The sequence below is a fragment of the Pedobacter vanadiisoli genome (assembly GCF_042684385.1).
In the GTDB taxonomy this organism is placed as follows: domain Bacteria; phylum Bacteroidota; class Bacteroidia; order Sphingobacteriales; family Sphingobacteriaceae; genus Pedobacter; species Pedobacter vanadiisoli.
In genome coordinates this window covers 182,422-200,302 of sequence record NZ_JBHULL010000003.1, presented here as the reverse complement: position 1 = coordinate 200,302, position 17,881 = coordinate 182,422, and the positions used below count along the sequence as shown (strand labels likewise).

At 38.5% G+C, this 17,881-nt stretch carries 11 protein-coding genes; 1 reads left to right on the top strand and 10 read right to left on the bottom strand.

Annotated elements, in window-relative coordinates; genetic code table 11:
• Positions 1–9: 9 nt before the first annotated feature.
• The 9 genes from ACFSR6_RS02000 to ACFSR6_RS01960 all read right to left on the bottom strand — a co-directional run bounded on the left by ACFSR6_RS02000 (position 10) and on the right by ACFSR6_RS01960 (position 16,065).
• Complete coding sequence (locus ACFSR6_RS02000) at positions 10–1,683, bottom strand: DUF5008 domain-containing protein (protein WP_379074221.1); 1,674 nt, start codon at positions 1,681–1,683, stop codon at positions 10–12.
• Between the two features lie 30 nt (positions 1,684–1,713).
• On the bottom strand, positions 1,714–2,475 hold the full coding sequence (locus ACFSR6_RS01995; RefSeq protein WP_379074219.1) for a hypothetical protein: 762 nt from the start codon (positions 2,473–2,475) through the stop codon (positions 1,714–1,716).
• Positions 2,466–4,007, bottom strand: a complete 1,542-nt coding sequence (locus ACFSR6_RS01990) for a RagB/SusD family nutrient uptake outer membrane protein (RefSeq protein WP_379074216.1) — start codon at positions 4,005–4,007, stop codon at positions 2,466–2,468. The genes ACFSR6_RS01995 and ACFSR6_RS01990 overlap by 10 nt, the downstream gene beginning before the upstream one ends.
• A gap of 14 nt (positions 4,008–4,021) precedes the next feature.
• The gene (locus ACFSR6_RS01985; RefSeq protein ID WP_379074213.1) at positions 4,022–7,180 is read right to left on the bottom strand and encodes a SusC/RagA family TonB-linked outer membrane protein; all 3,159 of its coding nucleotides are present in this window, start codon (positions 7,178–7,180) and stop codon (positions 4,022–4,024) included.
• Between the two features lie 35 nt (positions 7,181–7,215).
• Positions 7,216–8,256: a DUF5007 domain-containing protein gene (locus ACFSR6_RS01980; protein ID WP_379074211.1), complete on the bottom strand. Its 1,041-nt coding sequence runs from the start codon at positions 8,254–8,256 to the stop codon at positions 7,216–7,218.
• A gap of 10 nt (positions 8,257–8,266) precedes the next feature.
• Entirely contained in the window at positions 8,267–8,944 is a 678-nt protein-coding gene (locus ACFSR6_RS01975) for a hypothetical protein (protein WP_379074208.1), read from the bottom strand.
• Between the two features lie 46 nt (positions 8,945–8,990).
• Positions 8,991–10,589 (bottom strand): RagB/SusD family nutrient uptake outer membrane protein, encoded by a 1,599-nt coding sequence (locus tag ACFSR6_RS01970; RefSeq protein WP_379074205.1) that lies wholly within the window; start codon positions 10,587–10,589, stop codon positions 8,991–8,993.
• 18 nt (positions 10,590–10,607) lie between these two features.
• On the bottom strand, positions 10,608–13,601 hold the full coding sequence (locus ACFSR6_RS01965; RefSeq protein WP_379074202.1) for a SusC/RagA family TonB-linked outer membrane protein: 2,994 nt from the start codon (positions 13,599–13,601) through the stop codon (positions 10,608–10,610).
• Between the two features lie 760 nt (positions 13,602–14,361).
• Complete coding sequence (locus ACFSR6_RS01960; RefSeq protein ID WP_379074199.1) at positions 14,362–16,065, bottom strand: FAD/NAD(P)-binding protein; 1,704 nt, start codon at positions 16,063–16,065, stop codon at positions 14,362–14,364.
• A gap of 434 nt (positions 16,066–16,499) precedes the next feature.
• Between ACFSR6_RS01960 and ACFSR6_RS01955 the strand changes: the two genes are divergently transcribed.
• Positions 16,500–17,075 (top strand): DUF1543 domain-containing protein, encoded by a 576-nt coding sequence (locus ACFSR6_RS01955; RefSeq protein WP_379074196.1) that lies wholly within the window; start codon positions 16,500–16,502, stop codon positions 17,073–17,075.
• 3 nt (positions 17,076–17,078) lie between these two features.
• Here the strand turns inward: ACFSR6_RS01955 and ACFSR6_RS01950 are convergent, their stop codons facing one another.
• Positions 17,079–17,870, bottom strand: coding sequence for a lacto-N-biose phosphorylase central domain-containing protein (locus ACFSR6_RS01950; RefSeq protein ID WP_379074193.1), 792 nt, complete (start codon positions 17,868–17,870; stop codon positions 17,079–17,081).
• Between the last annotated feature and the right edge of the window lie 11 nt (positions 17,871–17,881).

Here is a 17,881-nt window from a genome sequence, read left to right as displayed (position 1 = left end):
TAATATTGATTAATTCGCAAAATTTAAACGCAATAGATTGTGTGGTAAAGTACCATTGAAACGTAAGATATCGCCCACTAAAATTACCTGCGTACCTGTAGATATTGAGGTTTCTACCATATCGTAAATTGTACCCTGAAATCCACCGGTATTGTTATAGCCAGCTGCCAGCTGTCCATTAGCTTCCAACACCATAAAACCCTGGCGGAGGTAGTCTCCGTATTTATTGAAAGAGCCACTTACAATTATTTTCCCATTATTCAACTGTCCGACAAAACTGGCTATCCCCCCTGTTATGGTCTGTCCGTTAAAAGTGGTTACATTGGAACCATCGGCATTTAATAAGTTTATACCTGAAGCAGCTTTGCCATTAAAACTGGTAAATGTTCCGCCAACAACAATTTTATTGGTAGTAGCATTATAACGGATTGAAAGGATATCGCTGTTGGCACCTGAGCCTGCATTAAAGCTATTATCTACAGTGCCATCCAGATTTATACGGACGATATGATTGGCTTGTACCCCATTAAATGTAGTAAAAGTACCTACCAGGATCAATTTCCCATCGGTTTGCATCATGGCATCCAGGATTACCCCGTTGGCGCCAATGGCACTCTGGCGGGTCGATTTATTATAGTGGAAAGTAGAATCCATGGTGCCATCCATATTTACCCTTACCATCTGGCGCATGCGTGTTAAATCGTAAACCTTTTCATCATAGCTGGAATTTGGCAAGTACATCCGTTTGTAATTGGTAAAGTTTCCAACGAGATAAACCTGTTCATTAAATACGAAGGTTTTTCTCACCATGCCGTCTACCCCTGCATTAAAGGCACTCACAGTATCGCCGTTTTTATACGTTTCCTGCGGTTTCGGGTTAATTACATCCCTGAGAATAAGACTATCCAGTGAGCCGTTGCTATTTAACCTGGCTACATTATTTAAGGTTTGGCGGTTCGGGCGAGTAGAATTAAAACTGGTAAAACTTCCACCAATGATAAATTTACCTGCCTGTGATCCGGTGGCTATTCTGGTAATGGAGTAGACCAGCTTTCCTGCACCTCCCGCACCCTTACCAAAAGAAAAACCGCTCGTGGTGTAAGTTCCATCTCCAGCAATTTGTGCAATACCCCCAATTGGCAGTTTTTCGGTTCCTTTTAACTCAAAATCGTTAAAGGCACCGCCAACCAGAAAGTTACCTCCAGGTAAAGCTTCAATATCGAACACGGTACTTGCACCTGTTGTATTCGTAGCCCCGTTAATGACTTTCCAACCGGCATCCACGCTGAGCTTACCCCCAACTTTAACTGTAGGGCCAAAAAAGCTCTGGCCTTGAGCAGTAATCCACATGCTACCTGTACTTGCTTTAGCCGGAACTTTAAAAGTCAACGTGGTATCGTTAGTAGAAGCCGTAACTACCTCTGCTTCAATTTCGTTTACATAAACTTTAAAGTCATTGATATATTTATTCAATCCCCTTACTTTTACGGTTACCACATCACCTGGATTGACCACATCAGGATCAATCGTTTTTGAAACAAAGCTCAGGTCGAGTGGCTTTTTACCACCTGCATATGGGTCTTCGGTAAGCCCCCGCTCTTTAGTGCATGAAACAAAAAAGATTGTTAAGCATACTGCTCCTAATAATAGCTGCTTAAATTTATATGGTATGTTTGTTAACATTTTTTTCAATTTATGAATGATACAATAAACTTAAGGTGTTGCCGGACTAATTCCGGCTGAGATAGCCTGCTCAATAAAAACATTGGTATTGAAACCAAAATTATGCTTCATCTTATTTAACACATGCAAAACACCATTTGTAGGCTGTATATCGGAAGTGGCTACAGGAATATTGACCAATGCTACCTGAGGATTGGACATATCAGGAATATAAGCGAGGTACAATTGGCGATAACCTGCATAAGCTACTCTTGAGATTTCAGCTCCGGATGAATTGTAAACTACCGCATCATTAAAAATAACACCAACGTTCATAATCCGGCCTCCATAAGAAGTGTATCCCTGTCCGGGATAGGCCAGGTAAGATAAAGTATCACGTTGCGGATAATCTTTTAAGCGGTTCGCTCCTTTAAAGATGTATTGCGAAAGAATATTTCTCCATACTTCAGGTTTGATTTGTGATAACTGTGAAACTGTATCTTTACCTGTAACCCTCAACTCAATATTCAGTCTTTTTATGGATTTAAATATAGAACCGCTTGGTGGGGCAAAGAAAGTAATATTCTCTTTGCTGATCACATCCTCAAGGCCTGCCAGTTTGATCACCGTTAAGGTTGAATCAAAAAACGGTTTCTTTGCCTGCATGTATTGCATAATATTCCCATTATATTGTGCATCATGAACCCCGGTTTCAACATAATATTTTTTACAGCCGGTTAAAACTGATAATATTCCGATTATTGAAAACAGGAGCGTTTTATAATTCTTCATCATCATATCTATTAATTCCAAAAGTTATTACCGATTAAATTAGGATTTGCACTGCGTTCGGCAGCCGTAATGGTGAGTGGCCATGTCCATGCACCAGCGTTCAGATTGGCTACAGACATTGGTGATTTCGTGAAATCTGAATTTACAACTCTTTTTGTTCTTACCAGGTCAAAGAAATATTGACCTTCGCCAATAAGCTCACGGCACCTCTCTCTATAAATCTCGTCCTTTAAATCCTGACCGCTTTGGATAATCAATGGTGCATTTGCAGCTATAGTTACCCTGTTGGCGAAATCTCTTGCCCCACTTTCATCCCCGAGTTCAGCAAGTGCTTCTGCGGTTAATAAATAGCAATCTGGTAATCTGAAAATAATGGCGCTATCATCACTGGTTACCGATATTGAGCTACCAGAACCAGTAGAATAAATATTTGCGAATTTTTTAAACTGGAAAGTCCCTGAACCTGAATCATAATTCTCGAACCAGGTAGTTAGTCTGGCATCAGTTGAATTTGCCGGGTAAAGCTTTTTAATATAATCGCTCTGGTAGGCCATTGAACTCGCGGTTTTATTCACGTTGCCCTGATAAGGATAGTGCGAAAAGTAATAAGAAAAGCCTGCCGGCAATGAAAATCCTTCACCGTAATTAAAATCCTGCAAAATACCAAAAAGGCTTTCGCTGCTCCGTCCTTTAAAAATTTTGAGCGTATTAGCTGCTGTAACGGGCAATATTTTATAGTTAGAATAGGTATCGAGCTCCGTAGCCAGTGTTTTTACAGATTCGTAGTATTTCGTTTTACTTCCTGAATCCCAAGCTGCTGCCCACATATTCAGATGCATTAACAACGCTATAGCAGAGGCCCTTGTAGGTCTGAAACCATTTGCGTTAACATCACTGTAAAAAACAGGTAAATCTGCCTTTGCAGCACTCATATCTGCAATACATTTATTCATTACGGTTACTTGCGAAGTCCTTGGAAGCGACGTACTGTGATAAGCTTCCGTATAATAAACAGCATCGCCAAATAGTTTACAAATAAACATATAGCTCAAGTTGCGTAAAAACACGGCCTCAGCTTTATACCGTTTTCTGTCGGTGTCAGACAAACTTGATGTTGGCACTTTATCTACTTCCTGGTACAGGATATTGGAAGCCGCGATTACATCATACCACTCTTTCCAGTTCATAATATTCTTCATCAACTTGTCATAGCGGTTATTACTGGCTACAATGTAATTCATGTTATTAGAAATAAGTGCGTTAAAGGTGTTGGCACCGCTATTATCCAAGCTAATTACCGAAACACTGTTTCCCCTTACTTCCAATGCAGGGAAAAATGCGCGGTCATCACCATTAAAAAACTGTGGTGTACCAGCCACCTTTGATCTTAGCCGCGAATAGATGCCATTGGTAAATCCTTCCACATCTTCACGTGTTTTCCAAAAGTTATTGCCACTCTGTGCTTCGATAGGCGTTACGTTTAGAAATTTTTTGCAGCCCACTGTACTAAAAATCAGTGCAGCAAACAGAATTATGTATGTTGTATTTTTCATCTGTCTGATTTATTTTAAAACTCAACGTTTAAACCTAATGTAAACTGTTTTGGTGAAGGATAGCCTCCTGAATCATCTCTACCCAAACTGGTTACATTCTCGGGGTTTGGGCCAGAATAACGCGTAATAAAGCCCAGATTTGCAGCAGTTGCATTAATACTAACCCTGTTCATACCAAATTTGCTCGTGAATTTCTTATTCAACAGGTAATACACTTTAATGGAGTTCAATTTAAAGTAAGAACCGTCTTCCTGGAATGCTGTTTGGTTTAACCTGAAAGGATCAATAATCCTAGCCCGTACGAAATCCAAAGGATTGGCATAAGTTGCATTTTGACCTGGAGCACTCCAATAGTTAAGCTGATCCAGTGGCACCAAAGCTCCTGAGCCATTTGGCGAATAATAGTTGCGCAATTGGTTAGCCAATGGATTGTTAATAATGTCGCGGATCAGGGTAAATGAAGTATTAACCTCTAAACTCCAGTTTTTCCATTGTAAATAAGAGGTGATACCACCCGTTACCTGGGGCTGAGAGTTACCGGCAATTACCCTGTCATTACCATCAAGTACGTAGTTTCCATCCAGGTCAGTAAAAATCGGGTCGCCTGCTTTGAAATAATTTAAACGGCCATTTCCTCCTACACGGTAAGGCAAACCTGTATTTGGGTCAACAGGAACCTGTGCATTAGTTGAGTACACCCCTTTTGTATTGAATAAGTAGTTAGACAGGGAGTTCGTACCTAAACGATAATAAATATCCTGTCCTAAACCTGTGTCGTAATAAATTAAATCTCTCAATCCATCAGGCAATTGTGCCAGTACCTCACGATTAATGGCAAGGTTTGCAGATAAAGTCCATTTAAATGCACTGTTAGGGTTCAAAGGACGGGCGGTAGCCTGAAACTCCCAACCATAGTTTACGTTACTGATTTCGTTTGAGGCAATTGATGCGAATGAATTGGTATTAGAGATATCTTTATATCTGAAAATATTATCGTTTTGTTTGTAATAGGTATCGAAAACAAATGAGAAACGGTTCTGAAACAAACTAAAATCGAAACCTGCATTATAGGTTGTCGCTTTAGTAGGTTGCAGATCCAAATTAGGCAAACGCCCCAGATCCAGGATCACCGAATTGGCATTATTATAACGGTTTCCACCAAAGTATTTTCCGTAGGCATCAAAAATACCTCCAACAGGCTGGATGTTTGAACCATAACTTAAACGGATATCACCATAATCCAGCCATTTAATGTTTTCCATGAACTTTTCTTTATTAAAGTTCCATTTAACTGCGATAGATGGATTAGCAATATAGCGTGCATTTTCGCCATTGGCCGAATTGGCATCCAAACGATAGTTAAGGTCTAATACATATTTTTGCTTATAGTTATAAGAAAACGCGCCTGCAAAAGCGACACTTCTGGCATCTGTATAATCAATAGTTCCACCCAATGAAGTGAGGTAATCGGTCATATTGGTCAAAGGTCCTCTTAACTGGTCATTCACTCCTTTTTCATTCAAAATCGCATCTGCTTTAAAAAAGCTAGAGTTAATCTCGGTAAATGCAAATAAATTAAAGGTATGCGAATCTTCTCCAGCAGCATCTTTTAGACCATATACATAAGAAAACTGGTTACGGTTGTAGAGTTTGGTTGCCCGGTCATTATAGGTATAATATTTAGACTGGTTACCATTTAAAGCAGCTGGCGAGAAGTTATCCCTTGTATTGGAAGTATTGGTATAGTTTAAATAGGTTGCAATTCTAAAGTTTTTAAATACTTCGTATTCGGCGTTGACCGTAGCAAATGTTTGTAGCGATTTATTGTCGTTATCTGTTTTTAGTTGTGCAAGTAAGCCGCTCTGCGCTGAATATAATGAAGGAGAAGGTAATAGTGTAGATGCTGAACCTGTAGCTGCCAATCCACTATTTAACAAACCATTACCGCTTCCGACCTGCTGTTTTTGAATTGAATTTTGCAACTGCCCATACAACTTAAACTTAGGTGTTGGATTATATTGCATATTCATGTTGAGGTTGTATTTAGAAACACCGGTATTTTCCTGAATTCCGGTTTCATCATATGCACCTAATGCAACTTTATAGTTAAAAGCCACATCACCACCAGAAATGTTTACGTTATGCGTTTGGTTAAAAGTATTCCTGTAAAAATAGGATTGCCAATCTGTTGAGTTATTGTAATAAGCATTTAAACTATCTGCTAAAATTGGCGATGAGTTGATCATATCCACTGCGTGGTTATAGGTACTATCATTCTGCAGAATTTGCCAGATACGCAATTGTCTCTCCCCTTTACCTCCTATAACAGTACGCAACTGAGGCACCATTGAAAAAAATGCGGCGCCGTTGTAACGCACAATCGGCACTTTTGAGTTACCGCGTTTAGTCGTAACCAAAATAACCCCATAAGCTCCTCTTGATCCGTATAATGCAGTTGCAGCAGCATCTTTTAATGTAGTAATGTCTTCAATATCTTCTGGTGGGATTTGAGAAATAGGAGATATACCCGGACCAGCTTGTTGAAAACCATAAGAATAATTGGTATTATCGTCAACAGGTACTCCGTCGATTACAAAAAGCGGTGAAGTTGGGGTTAAAAAACTCGAACTTCCTGCGCCAGAAACATTGATATTTGAAATACCACGTAAGGTAATAGATCCTCTAAAACCAGGTGCTCCGGTGTTGTTTTGAATGTTCAGACCGGCAACCTTACCTTGTAAAAGTGACATTACATCACTGGCAGGCTGCCCCTGGATATCCTTACCTGAAATACTTACAGTAGAGCCGGTTGATAAAGTCCGTGTTTTGGTTTGATAACCAGCGGTAACCGTTACCTCTTTAAGTGTTTTGTTATCGCCCTGTAAAGTTATGTTAATAGTAGTTCTGCCATTTACTTTTATGGTTTGTGTTACATAACTTAAATATTTAAAGGTTATCTCGGCATTTGATACTACAGTTACCCTATAACGTCCATCCCCATCAGTTTGGCCTAAAACCTTGCCCCCGCTTAAAACGCTTACACCTGGCATGGTTTCTTTCTTCTGCGATTCACCATCATAAACCGTACCCGTAACCGCAATTTGCTGCTGGGCCAAGGCAAGATTATGCAAACCAAAGATCAATAAAATTACGATGCTGTAAAAATACTTCATTGGAAATATATTTTGTTTGGATTTAGTTTGTTTCATCAGTCGTTATCAAATTTTGGTTTGTCGTTCTTAAACTGGAATATTATCTCCCAATCCCCTTCCTCATAAATCCTGAAATCTAAGGCAACAAAACAGTGAAGTAAGATGGCTCCAAAAGCTTGCCTGTCGAATCTGAATACAACGTGTGCAGCCCTGCCATCTGTAGTGGTGTATTTTGTAGGATACGCAGTTAAAGGAACAGGATACGCCACGTCAAATTTTACTTTGGTAGCATCTTTTACCATATTAAAGCCATGAAGGAGATTACCCCAATCGGTTAAGGCAAATTTGTTAGGATCGATAGCCTGGGCAAGGGTATCTACAAACTTAAAACTAATGCTATGTCCGGAGTAGCCTGGTAGCCCCTTCGGTAATTTATTAAATACTACGCGTACATCACTCGAAGTTAAAGCCTGGCCTGTTCGTTGTCCGGTAATAAACAATCCGGAAGGACTTATAGAAGTACTCGTTCCCTGACCTGTTATCGGATCGAGCGGAGAAGGCTCGTAAGGACGTTCACGCAATGGTCTTAAACGAAAGTTCTGAAAATATTTACGCCCACCTGTATTTGACATTTCCACGTCAAAAACATAGCCCGAATCGGGTTGAGCCTTAATCATATTAGAGTTTGCTTCGGCCCACATTAAAAATTCGCCCGAATGCGGACGCACTTCAAATAAGGGATGATTTTCAATTACGCGCTTGGCCTCAATTTCAGCTAACGATTTCTCTGTACCATCATAAGCCGTTTTCCACACTTTAACCGGATACAACTTGGTTAATTCAGGCGCAGGTTCGCCACCGAAAGTGCGCATGTTTACAATCTTAAAATCAAGAGGTCTGCTGGAGTTGCCATAAGTAAAATTATTGGTAAACAGTGTGTTTCTTCCCAAAGTTGGCTGATATAAGAACTGAGTATACTGGCTATCGTTAGCGATAGACAACCTGTTATCGGGTAAATTTTTCTTACACGACACCAATATGCTCATGATGCCCGATAGCATTATTAATGTGCTTAATAAGTATTTATTCGTTTTCATCTTCATAAGGCTATTGATCTAATCTGTACGTAAATTCATCAAATCCAAAATTGTGCAAAGGAGTTAAAATGTTAATTGTTGCATTGTTGGTTTTGATATTAATGGCATTGGTATTAGTGGTTACCCAATTCAGCTGGATGCTCGAACCAAACATATCGCTGTATTCGAGTGTTGTGGCGCCACCACCAACAAAACCCGATGCATTTTCCTTGATGGCTTTTATATGCATCGGATAATTGGATAATACTGTATTTAGTGAAATACCATCAACGCTACCGGCATAAATATCAGTGGTATTATTACCCCTGATGATATATTTAGAAAGCATAAACAATAATTCTGTCGGATCTGCATTACTTAAATAGACCGGTTTTTTTCCTTTAGCTTTCCTGGTTTGATTTAAATATTTAACCGCAGCGGCAAAATTTTCGTTTACCGGCGCAAATAAGGTTACCTGCCTATTAGTCAAAGAGTCTTTAATATCTGGAAAACGATTCAATACCAGTAAGAGGGAATCGAAAGTATTGGGTTTCGATTTCAGGTAATCTATCGCCGAGCCCTTAAAATTTTGTACCGTATTGGTATAGTTGTAATAAGGAGAATCGCTTTTTTTGCAAGCACTTAAATAAACACCCACTACAACTGATAGCAATAACAGGCTGTTTTTATATAATTTCTTTTTCATCATTATATTTTTTTAATGGCACTAGGTACCATGATGATCTTCTTAATAATTATTGCCAATATGGATTTTGGGTAACCGATGGATTTGCATTGATTACATCCTGTGATACGGGCCAATATATACCACCCGCATTCTCGAATTGCCTGAACGTAAGTGGTGTACCATTCTTCCTGATGAAAGTCCCGGCTGAATTTTTTAGCCTGTTATACCGCACGATGTCATACCACCTCCATCCTTCGCCCATTAATTCTCTTCTGCGTTCTTCAAAAATGGCATCGATCAAATCTTTTCCTGATGCAGGGTCGTAGGTAATTGGACCTCTTAAGTTGGCTGCCTTATTTAATGCAGCAATCGCTTCATCACGCTGTCCAAGCACCGCACAGGCTTCAGCTCTCAGTAAAGTAATCTCCTCTATCCGGCTAAACAGCATGGTAGAACTAAATAAAGTTAAATTGCCAGAAGTTTGAGCAGTATAAATAACCTTGATCTTATTAAAGATGGGTTGCTCAGAAGTGAAATTGTAAAAGTAATTTGTACGGTATAAGCCTGTAGTTGGGTTAATACTAAACCTCAAATCACCAGGATCAGTAAATATTTTCAGAATGCTGTCTTTTGGTACGAACATTTCTGGCTGAGCCTTCGGAATAAATGGTGAAGCCAATGTCAATTGCTCTATATGACCATTTGCAGTTGAAAGGCCATTACCTGCCTCAAACGGGAAACCTACTAATACCGTTGCACGTTTAAAGGCAAAAGGACTGTAATAGTTTAGATTTTCTGTTAATGCATCCATATCCAGGTAAACAATTCCGTTAGAACCGCTTCCGTTAGATTTGGTATAGTTATCCAACACAAATTTTGAATAAGTTGCTGCATCCAGGTAATTTCCCTGCCAGGCTGCAATATGCGCTAAAATGATATAGGCAGATAAACGGGTAAAAATATTCCCGTTCCAGCTTGCCCAGCCCGAACCATAGTAGAGCCCCGGAAGAATTGGGTCATCGCCACCATATTTAAACGGCACCACCTGTGCAGCAGCCAATAATTCAGCTGTTGCAAATTGTAAAACTTTGTCTTTACTTGTTCTGGGCAGTTTAATAAAATCGCCATCATGTGATGAAGTCAGTAAAGGTACATCACCCCAAATCCGCACCATATAAAAATAGGCAAAGGCTCTTAAAATTCTGGCTTGCGCGATATCCACATTGTTATTGATCTGCGTATAGCGCGAATCAAGTGGCAGGATCTGTTTTGATCGTTCAATAAATAAACTGGCCGCATTAACTACGGCATAAAACCTGCGCCAGTTGGTTATTCTGTTAATTACAGGATATTGTGCATTTAATTGTCCGGTAACTATCGCTTTAAGGTCGGCACGGTTTGTAATCTGAAAATCGCCCTGACGTAAATCGCCCATTAACCAGTGGGTATTATCAGAAACCGTAGCCGATCGCATTAAGCCATATACCGATAGTAAGTTTGCTCGGGCATCCTCTAATGTTTTCCAGTTGCTTTCTTCCGTAGCTAATCTTGTCGATTGTACATCTTCAATTTTCTTACAGGAGAAATTGCTCAAACCAACAAGGCTGAATAATAAGGCAATCGTAACCGACCTGTAAATACTAATTTTATAATTAGAATAATTCATATCAATAATGGTAATATTTTATAAATCCAGTTTGAAGCCTAAAACAAATGTTCTTGGGATAGTAATATTTGCGCCATCATATATTCCGTTATAATTGATCAATTCCGGATCAACTCCTGAAAAATCGGTCAGGGTGAATACATTTAAGGCTGTAGCATATAAATAAGCTCTTCTGATTTTTCCACCCGCTTTTTTAAATAAACCTGTTTTACTAAAATCGTAACCCAGGGTAACCGATCTCAATTTCACATAAGAAGCACTTTCTAAAAACAGATCCTGATCCGTACGGTATGCATCTACAGGGCTCCATGGATTGTATATAGGATAGTTTTTCTCATTATCGAATGATTGCCATGAAGAAACTTCTTTAACTGAATTGATATCGTTTCCGGCCTCGCGGTTTACAAAACCATAACGGGTTGCCTCGTATTGGTTAATGGCTTTTTGCCCTGCAGCAAAAATGAAATTGAAGTTTAAATCGAAGTTTTTGTAAGCGATGGTATTGTTCCAGCCACCAACAAATTTTGGCAATCTATCACCTACCAATACTTTATCTTTACTGTCGATGCGGTTGTCGTTATTATAATCAACCCATTTCGGATCCCCGGCTTTTAAAGGAATACCGTTAAAAGTTCTACCGGCAGGCACTTCAGCATCGCTGTTGTAAATACCTTCGTTGGTGTACAACCAATAACTGCCAACCGATTTACCTACCTGTAACTTATTGTCGTTCTGGTAAATTAATTCGTTTAAGCCTTCTGGTAGTGCCGAAAGTTTATTTTTGTTATAGCTTAAGTTTAAACCAGTATTCCAGGTTAAGCCATTGCGTTGCTTTAACACCGCACCATTAACTAAAAACTCTATCCCTTTGTTATTGATATCCATCCCCGATTTATATTGGGTAGAATAACCTGTTTCAACGGCTACAGGCAACCCGATTACGCTATTTTTGTCTTCGCGGTTATACACTGTCACTGCGGCATTGATACGGCTGTTTAAAAAAGATGCGTCTGCAGTTACACTCGTACGGTCTGCATAGGGCAAGCTGATGTTATACCCAATAAAACCACTATTATAAGGACGGTTAATACCCAGCAATCCACCGTAACCCGGAATAGTTGGCTCTTCTTCCCATCCATTCTCCGATCGGTACTGTGGCCCGGCAGCAAAACGGTCGTCCTGGAAAATCCTTAAGGTTCTGCCCCAGCTTGCACTTAAATGTAAAGCATCAATCGCTTTATCATCTTTTAAAAATTGTTCTTTTAAGTTCCAGTTTGCACTAAATGCAGGTGTGGTTACCCAACGGCTATCTGGCTGACCGTTAGATGCGCCATCTCTCCTTACCAGCGCGCTCAACATCAACAATTTTTTATAAGAATACTTTGCAGAACCATAGAACGACATTAAGTTATTACGTTCTTTATCAATGTAGCGGAAAACATAAAAATTATTGTTAGCCAGTACGTTTAAATAATCCGGATTATCCGCTCCTCCAATGGTTTGCCTACCATCAACAAACGAAAGTTTAACATAATCATTAGGACCGTTATAAGCTCTTGCATAATTATACTTATACGTATCACCCTGTAAACTTTGACCAAGCTCAAAATCAACAACATGATCCTTGTTGATGTCGTATTTATAACTAACGGTATTGTTAAGTGATACCCTTTGGCTATAACCGAAATAGTTAGAGATATAGCTGATGCCAGCCAATAAAGTGGAAGGAATAAAATAGTCCCTTACTCCTTCATTATAATTAAATAAACCGCTAGTTGAAATCACAAATTTATTAACCTTGGCACTTAATGTTAAACTTCCGTTTAAAACAGTAGAACGGTTATTATCAACATTTCTATCGTTTTGAGTGAGATAGTTGGCATACGATTCGGCATTTGGAGAAAGTGGACTACTTAGATCCGGTATATAACGTGTTTCCGCAAAACGGTCGCGTAAACTTTTGTTTCGCGTACGGTCTAAACGGGCAGTATTCACGGCACTCGATACAGTAAGCCATTTAAAGGGTGCCATATTAATACCGAAAAACAAATTGTAACGGCTAAGACCAGTATCATCGGCATTACCGGCATTTTTTGTTCCTGATCCAAAAAATCTGAAATTTGCTCTCTCAGTACCGCCTGTAATTCCTAAATCGGCAGAAAATGTTGGCGTATTTTGATAATAAAGGTCAGTCCAGTTCGATGGGCCAAAATAAGCTACATTAGTAGAATCTCTTAAATAAGATGCCGGGCTGCCGGTAGGATTATATTTTTTGTAAAACTGACTTCTGAAATTATTCTCATAAACACCATTAATGGTATTTACCTTAGGTGCAGTTACATAGCCAAAATAAGAATTCAGACTGATATCTCTAAGCCCTGCCTTCGCATTTTTGGTCGTAATATAGATTGCTCCATTAACAGCATTCGGACCAAGTTTTGCCAATTCAAATGGATCTTTAATAACTGTAATCGACTGGATATTATTAATATCTACTTGTGACAGTAAATTAGTTGCAGGGCCAACCCTGTTGTAATCATATTTCTGTACATCAAAGGCAAATGGATTATCTGCAACTAAAGGCACACCATTTAAATAGATAGCAGGCTGTAAAGCATAAATATCTTTTTTATTAAACAGTAAGCCTGAGGTACCCTGTATGATTATACTTTGCTCGGTGCCGGGTTCTCCGTTCGGTTCTTGCACGTAAACCCCAGCCAAATTGCCTTTAATAATCTGTTGCAGAGACAAGTTTGGAACTGGTGCTGCCGAACGGATATTAACCGTATCGCGTACTGTTTTGAATTTTTGCAACGCCCTGATCATTTGCCCAATTGTATCTGTTTTTACAGAAAATGCTGCTGGCTCTTTTTTAGCTTTTGTGGTATCTTGCTGAAAAGCAAAATACATACTGTTAGCCCCCCTTACCACTGCCGTACTGGCGTGCAAAGTTTGAGATCCAAAAACAGATAAAAACAAGGCAAAACAAATGCTTGTGTAAATTTTGACCATTTGATTAGTTTTTGTTTGATTTTTTTAAAGAAGAAACTCGGTTGCTTAAAAAGTAATAGAGAAATTACCCCTGTTTGTTTTTTTTGGGCATAGCAATGCCCGGTGACAAAAAGTAAAATTTTTGAACATACGAATGAGTTTGGATTAGATTGGTTAATATTAATTCAAAGCCCAAATAGTCAGGACCATGAATGGTTAGTTACTGTGTTTGTTGTACCTTGGTTAATGGTTATTTATTAGTTAATTACTCCTGTGGTTAGCAGGTCTTTTTTGCTCGTACACTAAAAATAAAATATCGGCTCGTTATGGTTTGTTAATGCAAGGTATAGATTAAGAAAGCTGGATTTTTATTTTTTTCAACGCAAACGTTTGCCTAAAAAAATGCTTTAATTGCTTAATTAAAGGCACATAAGTGATCTTTAAACCCATGATAGCTACGTATTTTTATGTTTTTTATAAAAGCTGCATCCCATTATTATGCATTAGGCTTAAAAAAACATTGAAATGACAATTGAGGTTATCGCAAAAATTAACCCGTTGTAATCAGATTTTACTTAAGTATAGATTTTTAAATACAACCCGGCTTTCCATAAAGCGACACTAAAAATCATGGCACACAAACTAAGCGCAAACGTTTGTTTTTTTTGAACACACAAAAGAATTTAAATCATAAAAAACTGATTAACAATTAATTACAAAACAAAAAATTCATAAAAATATTTATGAATTTATCTAAAACAATAAAATTTATTTCGTTTTTTTAGCATAAAATCCTGTCAATCACTGCTTTTGATGCAGCTTCACAAAAGTCTATTCCAGAATAATCAGGATTGTAACCACCAATGTAAGGAACAGCCATCATATAAATCCTTTTGTTCGAAATACCATTTCTATCAACCACCTGAAAATGATCATTTATTGTAATTCCAGGCACTGTTAAAAAGTAGGTATTATCTTCCCGGCTTACCAAATCGTTATGCTTCATCTCGGCCTTCCCATTTTCGGCCGATTTAAACCGCAACCTCGCCGGGCTCAATGTTCCATTTTCGATGAGGCTTTTAAACGGAAAATCGTTAAAAGAAAGGTGCGGCTGACCAATACAATCGACAAATGTATCGAAGTGCCGAACCGTTTTTTTTCCGTTTATTTTATAGTGATAATCGGCACCGCCTGTTTTTAAAGGTTCTACTTTGGCGTCATCTCCTACAGCAACAACACTTAATATGCCGGCTTCGTGTAAGGCCAATAGTTCTCTGCACGAGCTTTGAGGCACAAATGCAATTACAATAGAAATTAAGGGCATTAATACTTTTTGCAGGCGTTCCATATCTTCTGCCGAAAGGTATTTTGCAGGATAGTTCATGGCAAAACTTAAAATGGCAAGCGCTTCTTTCCAATAAATGGATTTTCTCTTTTCGATAGATTTATCGGCCTCTTCATATTCTTTTTTGAATAGCTCAAAGGGTTCCATCCGTTCCCTGTACCCCATCATGGCTTCTACAAAAGCTTCGAGGTTCATATCTTTGATCTGCTCATAAAAAGCAGGATCTTTTTTAATGAATATTTCTTTGAAATTCTTTTCAAATACAAAATCCAATGGCAAAAAGCCCCCATTCCTGGCTATGCTTTCTTGGATTTCCGTTTTGCTCAAAGTTTCATCCTTACCCAGGTGCGAATCCTCCAGATGAAACCTGATGGCTGGTAAAAGTCCGCTTCTCGAATGCATTACCACTTTAAAACCATCGTTATCAACATTATACGAATAGCTATTATCTTCATTATGGGTAAATCTTCCGTTTACTCTGGCCAGGGTCCTTAACGCATCAATTGCTGTTAACGACGAACCCATAATGCCAACGGCATGATTTAGTTTTAACGCGAGTTTTTTGGGTGGATAAGGAGAATCAAAATAATTGGGGATTTTACCTTCGTATTTCTTTGGCCAATTATGACCAATGCAGATAATTACCTGGTCGAAATAGGTTTTATTTTTGTTTTTAACACAAACAGCTACTTTATTTTTTTTTGGATAGTCGATAACATCTTCTACTATGCAGTTTAAATGTATTTTGGTTTTAATTCCTTTTTTCAGCGCGGCTTTTTTCAGCAAATTAAATTGGGCAGATAAATACGCACCAAAAAATAGCCTCGGCAGCACCTTATATTCGTTAAATTTCTCTTCGTTAATGTCGAATTTTTTTAAGATCGCTTTTGGTGCAATTTTCACCCAATCTTCTATGGAATTATAGATAATGGGAATTTCATTATCCGATACATTGGTAATATGCTCAACGTTGGCTCCCTCTGCACTGTAGGGCATACCAGCCCCCAGGTAATCTTTCCTTTCGAATATAGTAATTTCATAATCTGCACTAACCGGTTCGGTTAACCTTTTATACATGAAAAGGCCACTTGGGCCACCACCAATAATCGCGATTTTCTTTTTTGCTATTTTCCTATCCATTTATAGTTGATACAATCGTAAAAACAGAAAATTGTTTTGGTTGCAATAGAATAAGTTAGAAAGTCGGGAATCAAAAGTCCGAAGATTATATTACAACAATATAGGTGATGGTAAATGTAAAAGGGATAATGGAGTTGAGTGAACGAAGGCATACTCTTTCGATGCTGCAGTCGGGATAGCGACATTTCTATTGAAGCCTGTCTTCAACCCTTTGTCCTTTGTGCCTTCTTTGTGTTCCACGTGATAAAAAAACAAAGAAAACCATAAAATCCAAGAACCTATTTTAATTAATGCTGTTAAAAGATGAATGAGTTCGACCTTTGGAATCAATTCACCAATGAATATGAGCCGATGACTAATAACTAATGACCAATGAACCAGTGGACCAATGAACAATGAACCAATGACCAGTGAACCAATGAACCAATGAACTAATGACCAGTGAACCAATGAACAATTTAAAACTATACATGATCCTACTTGGCTCGAAAGCCCCAAAACGAAACGTAGAGCAGCACGATTATTTTTTCGGCATTGCCCGCTCACTTAAAGATCTTGTACCCGAAATTAAAGCATTTTGGCCGGGAACAGGTACAAGTCTTCATATTGATGGCTGGCGGGAAGTAAATAAAGTAGATGATTACGAAATCAATATAAAGCTAAGGGAGGCGCATACACCACTTTCGTTGCATAAACTGTTTTTTATCAACCTTGGGGGCTATTTATCTAACAAATTATATGAACAGCATCATATTGTACTGTCGGTTCACGATGAAAGGGCTAAGGCCATACAGGATGCCAAAAAAACTGTGTTTTTTAAAACCAATTCAACAAAGGGAGCCAATTCCCATATCGACGAAAAATATGGTATCGATGTAGACGATATTTATAAAATTGAGGATATTTTAAGCGAAGAAGCCAAACAGAAATACCATATCGAAATAAAACCATCTTCAGGATTACCTGAAGATGAGATTCATTTGGGTTATTTTAGGTTGGATAAATTATAGGTATTATTTTTTAGCGAGGCTTTTTAACCAAACCACGAGGTCGTAAGCCGCTTTATCATTTTCGAAGCCCATTTCTTTTGGTAAACGACCGTTAACATATTCATTGTACAACCATGGATCGGCAATGGCAATTACATTTCCTTTACCGAATTTAGTGGTAGCGATAACGGTTGCACCCGCTGCATTTTTCAGCACTGGTTTTGCATTGTTTTTGGTATCGATTGAGCAGATATCTTTCATGAATATTTTTTTGGCCGTCTTAAACACCGCATTGTTTTTAATGGCAATGCCGCCATCTTCAAAATGTGCATCATCAATTACATGGTTTTGCATCTCGTTGGTAAAATGCATACCAAATACATTGGCAAGTTTATTAAAATGAGGTAATTCTACATTGGCGCTATCGTTGGCAAACATTACCAATACTCCACCCTGCTTTACCCAGGCAGAAATAGCAGCAATATGGTTGGCCTCGATGTAATTCGGTTTAGGGTTTTCTTTCGGACGATCAGGATCTACAATCAAATAAACATCACTTCCTTTTAAATTGGCCAATGTTGGTGCTGTTTCAAGCGAATCCAATCTAAATCTCTGTTTTTTAAATACATCACCAAGAATAGAAAAACCGCTCATTGCCCGCTCACTCCACATATAATGAAAACGGATTTCTTTACCCTGTTTATCTTTACGGGTTTCGCGGTTAAAGAAATAATCTAAAGTAACAGTTTGAGCGCTCGCAAGAATAGATGAGCAGATTAAAAAAGAAAGAATGCAAACTCTAAAAAGCATTTTCATAAAACATATAT

Coding starts and splice junctions, on each gene's coding strand:
- ACFSR6_RS02000 (WP_379074221.1), bottom strand. CDS start 1,683: ATGTTAACAAACATACCATATAAATTTAAGCAGCTATTATTAGGAGCA.
- ACFSR6_RS01990 (WP_379074216.1), bottom strand. CDS start 4,007: ATGAAAAATACAACATACATAATTCTGTTTGCTGCACTGATTTTTAGT.
- ACFSR6_RS01985 (WP_379074213.1), bottom strand. CDS start 7,180: ATGAAGTATTTTTACAGCATCGTAATTTTATTGATCTTTGGTTTGCAT.
- ACFSR6_RS01980 (WP_379074211.1), bottom strand. CDS start 8,256: ATGAAAACGAATAAATACTTATTAAGCACATTAATAATGCTATCGGGC.
- ACFSR6_RS01975 (WP_379074208.1), bottom strand. CDS start 8,944: ATGATGAAAAAGAAATTATATAAAAACAGCCTGTTATTGCTATCAGTT.
- ACFSR6_RS01970 (WP_379074205.1), bottom strand. CDS start 10,589: ATGAATTATTCTAATTATAAAATTAGTATTTACAGGTCGGTTACGATT.
- ACFSR6_RS01965 (WP_379074202.1), bottom strand. CDS start 13,601: ATGGTCAAAATTTACACAAGCATTTGTTTTGCCTTGTTTTTATCTGTT.
- ACFSR6_RS01960 (WP_379074199.1), bottom strand. CDS start 16,065: ATGGATAGGAAAATAGCAAAAAAGAAAATCGCGATTATTGGTGGTGGC.
- ACFSR6_RS01955 (WP_379074196.1), top strand. CDS start 16,500: ATGACCAGTGAACCAATGAACAATTTAAAACTATACATGATCCTACTT.
- ACFSR6_RS01950 (WP_379074193.1), bottom strand. CDS start 17,870: ATGAAAATGCTTTTTAGAGTTTGCATTCTTTCTTTTTTAATCTGCTCA.